Origin of the sequence: Mycobacterium sp. (assembly GCF_036488105.1) — a bacterium.
Taxonomy (GTDB): domain Bacteria; phylum Actinomycetota; class Actinomycetes; order Mycobacteriales; family Mycobacteriaceae; genus Mycobacterium.
Genome location: NZ_DASXHW010000211.1, coordinates 1 through 4,549, shown reverse-complemented (window position 1 = coordinate 4,549; position 4,549 = coordinate 1). Strand labels below are relative to the sequence as shown.

10 protein-coding genes are annotated in these 4,549 nt (G+C 69.0%); 8 read left to right on the top strand and 2 right to left on the bottom strand.

The window, feature by feature from the left end; all coding sequences use genetic code 11:
• From VGH54_RS11470 to VGH54_RS11460, 3 genes are all read left to right on the top strand, one after another.
• A partial coding sequence (locus tag VGH54_RS11470; RefSeq protein WP_331512108.1) for a RyR domain-containing protein occupies nt 1-360 on the top strand: 360 nt, incomplete at its 5' end.
• The gene (locus VGH54_RS11465) at nt 357-755 is read left to right on the top strand and encodes a hypothetical protein (RefSeq protein WP_331512107.1); all 399 of its coding nucleotides are present in this window, start codon (nt 357-359) and stop codon (nt 753-755) included. The genes VGH54_RS11470 and VGH54_RS11465, both read left to right, overlap by 4 nt.
• The gene (locus tag VGH54_RS11460) at nt 752-1,303 is read left to right on the top strand and encodes a hypothetical protein (RefSeq protein WP_331512106.1); all 552 of its coding nucleotides are present in this window, start codon (nt 752-754) and stop codon (nt 1,301-1,303) included. The genes VGH54_RS11465 and VGH54_RS11460 overlap by 4 nt, the downstream gene beginning before the upstream one ends.
• A gap of 306 nt (nt 1,304-1,609) precedes the next feature.
• Here VGH54_RS11460 and VGH54_RS11455 read toward each other — a convergent pair whose 3' ends face one another.
• Both VGH54_RS11455 and VGH54_RS11450 read right to left on the bottom strand, forming a co-directional pair.
• The gene (locus VGH54_RS11455; protein WP_331512104.1) at nt 1,610-2,176 is read right to left on the bottom strand and encodes a hypothetical protein; all 567 of its coding nucleotides are present in this window, start codon (nt 2,174-2,176) and stop codon (nt 1,610-1,612) included.
• Nucleotides 2,177-2,315: 139 nt separating this feature from the next.
• The gene (locus VGH54_RS11450) at nt 2,316-2,546 is read right to left on the bottom strand and encodes a hypothetical protein (protein ID WP_331512103.1); all 231 of its coding nucleotides are present in this window, start codon (nt 2,544-2,546) and stop codon (nt 2,316-2,318) included.
• A 59-nt stretch (nt 2,547-2,605) separates the two neighbouring features.
• Here VGH54_RS11450 and VGH54_RS11445 point away from each other — a divergent pair, with 59 nt between their 5' ends.
• The 5 genes from VGH54_RS11445 (at nt 2,606) to VGH54_RS11425 (ending at nt 4,402) form a co-directional block, all read left to right on the top strand.
• Nucleotides 2,606-3,007, top strand: a complete 402-nt coding sequence (locus tag VGH54_RS11445) for a DUF6011 domain-containing protein (protein ID WP_331512102.1) — start codon at nt 2,606-2,608, stop codon at nt 3,005-3,007.
• Nucleotide 3,008: 1 nt separating this feature from the next.
• A complete protein-coding gene (locus VGH54_RS11440; RefSeq protein ID WP_331512101.1) occupies nt 3,009-3,293 on the top strand; it encodes a hypothetical protein in 285 nt (94 codons plus the stop codon).
• Nucleotides 3,293-3,601: a hypothetical protein gene (locus tag VGH54_RS11435; RefSeq protein ID WP_331512100.1), complete on the top strand. Its 309-nt coding sequence runs from the start codon at nt 3,293-3,295 to the stop codon at nt 3,599-3,601. The genes VGH54_RS11440 and VGH54_RS11435 overlap by 1 nt, the downstream gene beginning before the upstream one ends.
• Nucleotides 3,598-4,095 (top strand): hypothetical protein, encoded by a 498-nt coding sequence (locus VGH54_RS11430; protein WP_331512099.1) that lies wholly within the window; start codon nt 3,598-3,600, stop codon nt 4,093-4,095. Before VGH54_RS11435 ends, VGH54_RS11430 begins: the two co-directional genes overlap by 4 nt.
• A gap of 94 nt (nt 4,096-4,189) precedes the next feature.
• Entirely contained in the window at nt 4,190-4,402 is a 213-nt protein-coding gene (locus tag VGH54_RS11425; protein ID WP_331512098.1) for a hypothetical protein, read from the top strand.
• The last annotated feature ends 147 nt before the right edge of the window (nt 4,403-4,549 follow it).

The window sequence follows — 4,549 nt, the reverse complement described above, 5'->3', positions numbered from 1 at the left end:
GCTACCCCGGAGGAGCTTCACGCAGACTGGTGCCGCCGGATGGCCGCTGAGGGCTGGCGGAGGGGCGAGCACAAGAGCGCGGCGGACAGGACCCATCCGGCCCTCGTCCCGTATGCAGAGCTTCCCGAGTCTCAGCGGGTGAAGGATGCCGTGTTCGCGGCGATCGTGAGGGCGATGACCGCGGCGGCGGCGAAGGACGTCAGGCCCCGCGAGGGCGAGCCCCGTTTCTTCGACGTGACGTGCGGCAACTGCGGCGGGGAGCACGGGACGAACTTCGCTATCGACCAGATCGAGTGCCCGCACTGCGAAGCCCGTCGCTGCCCGCACTGCGGCGGATGGTTCGGGGAGGAACTGCCGTGACCGCCCCGGACCCGTGGCAGGTGATCACCGACCTCGCCGAGGTGCTGTACCGGGGCGGCCAGGACGCCAGGGACGTTCGGCGGGAAGCACTCGGAATCCTTGACCGCAACGGGATCGGCTTCAAGGGCATGCGCCCCGCTCGGCCGCCCTCGCCGGAGCCTGACGGCACGATCGTCATCGGGCCGCAGTGCTTCGCCAGTGCCGACCGGCGGGTCATCAGCTGGCGGGGCATCAACTACTACCCGTGGGCATCGGACCCGGACCACCAGGTGCGCCTCGCGCCCGAGCTGGCCGCCGCCATGCGCGCCATAGCCGAATACGAGCGACTGGCCCGGGAGAGCACCGTCCCTAACGCGGCCACGGTCGCCGCCATCCGCGAAGGACTGGCGTCGTGACCCGTGACGAGTTGCGCGCCGCCGTCCTCGAAGCGGTCACCTTCCGCGGCGATGAGGGAACCTCCGGCTACCTGCTCGGCCCGGAGCAGGTCGACGCCGTGATGGCCCTCACCGACGCGTGGGCGGACGAGCGGATGCGGGAGCTTCACGGCGACCCCGTGGAAGCACTCGCGGGCGCGTCCGGGCAGGTGCCGTGGTACGCCCGCGCTCTCCCTGCCGACAGCGGGCCCCCTGCGCAGGTGATCGCGGCGCTGCGGCTGCGAGTCATGCACCTGGGCATGGCCCTGGACGGGGAGAACGAGGGCGTCCGCCTGTGGATGACGGACTGCGGGCAACTGGTCGAGAAACACCGGGCGCACGCGGCGGAACTGCGCGAGCGCCTCCGCGAGATTGCCGCTGACTGGATGGCGGAGGCCTCTGACGCGGCCGTCTACGCCACTGAGCCCGAGGGTACCTACGCCCTGACCCCGGCACAGCTTCGCTGGCAGGCCGGGGTGCTTTTCGGGCACGCTAAAGCCCTCATGTCCGAGGCAGGCGACCCGTCGTGAGCCGGTCAAGGCTGAGAGTGCCGAAGCACCTGAGGCCGCTTGCCCGGCGCGCTAAGGCGGCAGGCTGGTCGATCGCGGTCACCGGCAGCGGTCATCTTAAGTGGACCTCGCCCCATGGTGCCGCCGTTATTACCGGCTCCACGCCGCAGAGGCGGGGGAACGGGCCGAGGAACGCTAGGCGGGAGCTTGCGAGGGCAGGACTGGAGGCGCGGCGTGGGTGACTTGGCCAGCGCCACTGTGCGGAAACCGCACGCCGCAGGAAGTCTCACTATGAGACTTTTGGAGGTCTCATCATGGGACGAGGTCTCACGATGGGACTTTTCCCGACGGCCCCGACCTGCGCGGCTTGACAGGCTTTTCACCGGAGGAGTAGGTACTGGGGTTAGCGGTTTTGACCCCCGGCGCGGCTCTCCTCGCGCGGTACGCCGTGGCCCTGCCGATGCTGCCGAGCCCGGCGATGCGTTCCAGTTCCGTCCCGCGCGGCAGGCTGGCGTATCCCTCCAGCGCCACGAGTGCCAGCAGCCTGACTTCCCCGTGATCCGCACTGTCCCCCGTGAGGATCGCCCGCAGCAGGTCGAGCAGGTCTTCACGCTGCTTCCCGGCCAGCGGCAGGCAGGCGAGCGGGATGCCTGCGATGTTCAGTGCGGCGCGCACGCGAACGGGATTGCACCCGGCGAAGCACTGCCAGACGATGCGCTGTTTGTCGCCGATGCTGATGCTCAGCGACGCCTCGCGGTCGTCGTGGGCGGGGCACAGGGTCCGGACGCTGAGTTTGTCGTCGCTGCCATCGTCAAGCTTGCGGTGGGCGTACCTGCCGAGGCGCGGCAGGACGTGCCATTCGAAGCACTCGCGGACTGGCGAGTCGCAGGCCACGCCGGTAACGACCCGCTGGCGGGGATAGGCACAACGCGTTCGGGCATAATTGACGCGCTCCTTAGAAGTAGGGAGTGGAGGCGGGGCCGGCGTCGTTCTTGGCGGTTCGGGGCCGGTCCCGTCGAATCGGGGACTTGGGTCAGGCCGGGCGGCGGCTGCGGCGCTGGCGGAGTTCCTTGTCGGCAGCGGCGAACGCCGCCTTCTCCTCCTCGGTGCCGTGCCGTTTCACGTCGGACCACATCAGGTCGAACAGGTGGCGGGCGCGCATCATCCCGCGTCTTCGGCACATCCGGCCGAAGCTGTCCCATGCCGCTAGGGGCACGCGGAACCGCTGGATCGGCGTCTCGTCTTTCTCTTCCGGTGTTGTCACAAGAGGCATCTTACAGCAATAGCTTGTGTTGGCACACGAGCATGCGCTACTGTTGTCACATGACCTCAATCGCCGCCCCGGCCGCCGAAGCCCGGTGCCTGCGCCCCGGCTGCTGCCGGAAGCTGACGAGCGCCAAGTCGCTCGCCGCAGGTTACGGCCCCGTCTGCCTCCGCAAGATCCGCGCTGCCGCCGTTGAGCAGGCCCGCGCCGACTTCACCGCCGACCAGCAGGCCAAGGCTGACGAGCTGATCCGCGACGGGGGGATCGTCCCCCTTCGCATGACGGCCCGCAACGGGATGCTGTTCCGCGCGGTATCCAGCCGGGGCGATGAGACGTACCTGGTCACGGCTGGCGCGTGCAACTGCCCCGGCGGGCTGCGGTCGAAGCGGCCCTGCTATCAGCAGCTTGCGGCACGGGTGCTCTCGGTTGCCTCCCGCCGCTCGCTCGCGAAGGCGGCCTGACATGGACACCACCGTCACTTATCTCTCGTTCAACGGCAGCGACCGCCTCACCGAGAACGATGTCCGCGCTTACCTCGCAGCATCCGGTTACTCCGCCGAGGCGGACGCCGTGACCGCCGAGTGCCGGCGCTTCCCCTGCTCTTACAAGTACACAGGCGACCGTCACCGTTTCGCGGTGTACATCATGCCCGGCGGCTACTGGAAGGCCGGAGACTGCGAGGCGTCCGAGGAGCGGATCAAGTCCTTCGGGCGCGGACGTCGCGGCATCCGGTACGGGGGGTTCTGATGACTTTCCACAGGGGCGACTACGTCACCTACCAGGGCGAGCGCTGGACCGCTTACACGGATGAGGACGCCTGCGGGGCGGTGGACCTGTGCCGCACCGAGAACTACGCGCAGCCGCTCGGCGCAAGGGTCGCCGGGGTTTCCGCCTCGGTGCTGCTCCTGATCACGAGCGCCCCCGGCCGCACTCTCGGGAAGGGCGCCGACATCGACTACATCGAGCGTGAGGACCGCAACGCCAGGGCCGCCCGCGCTCGCCGGAATGCCGAGCCTGAGCAGCCTGAGACCGAACTAGCCGAGGAGGACCAGTGAGCGAGTACCCCGAGCACGACAAGCTGTCGGCGGTTGCCAGCCAGACACAGGCCATCGGCGAGTTCGTCGAGTGGCTTGAGGATCAGGGCGTCCAGCTCATGACCTACCGCGAAGACCTGATTGACGTGCGCCCGACAGACCCTGACTGCCGGATGCGGCGGCGGCAGGGCCACGGGGAAAACCGAAAGTCTCCCTGCTGGCCGACCCGCGAATCCGACGTCGGCAGCGCCGACTACTACGACACCCACTGCCTGCACTGGCACGGCCGGGAGTACGTGGTCGGCGACGACCTCGGCGCGGAGCCGGGTACCTGCTGCTGGTGCGGCAAGGGCCTTGAATACGAGGTCACTACCCGTGGATGGGTTCACGAGCAGCGCGGTACTGAGCGGCTTCTCGCCGACTGGTCCGGAATCGACCTGCGCAAGATCAAGGCGGAGAAGCGGCAGATGCTCGCCAGCATCCGCACCGCGAACGAAGGTGCTTCCCGTGGCTGAGGTCAAGCCCCCCACTGCCCGCTCCGTCTCTGCCGCTCTGCTAAAGGCCGGGCACGTCAAGGCCGTCGCTGGCGGCAGGGCGCAGGCGTACAAGGTGACGACGGCGGGGTTCAACGTCAAGCAGCGCGGCCCGGGTGAGGTTGTCGTCTCCTGGTGGGGGATGCTCCACGGGGAGGGGCGGCACGAGCTGTCCATGGTCAGCGCCTACGCCGAGACGCTGCGCGCCGCAGGCTGGCGGGTCGATGTGGACGCGAAGATCCGCGTCGCGATGGTCTGGGCATCCCGGCCGGAGACGTCCCGTGGCTAGCGGCATCCCCCTCGCCCCTCTCGGCGACAAGACCATGCTCCCGACCCGTGGCGGCAGGCTTCAGTGCTGGGCGGCGGTGACGAAGGACGGCGAGTGGGGGTTCGCCCGCGAAGAGGACTGCGGCACGACGTGGACGGTAAGGCACAT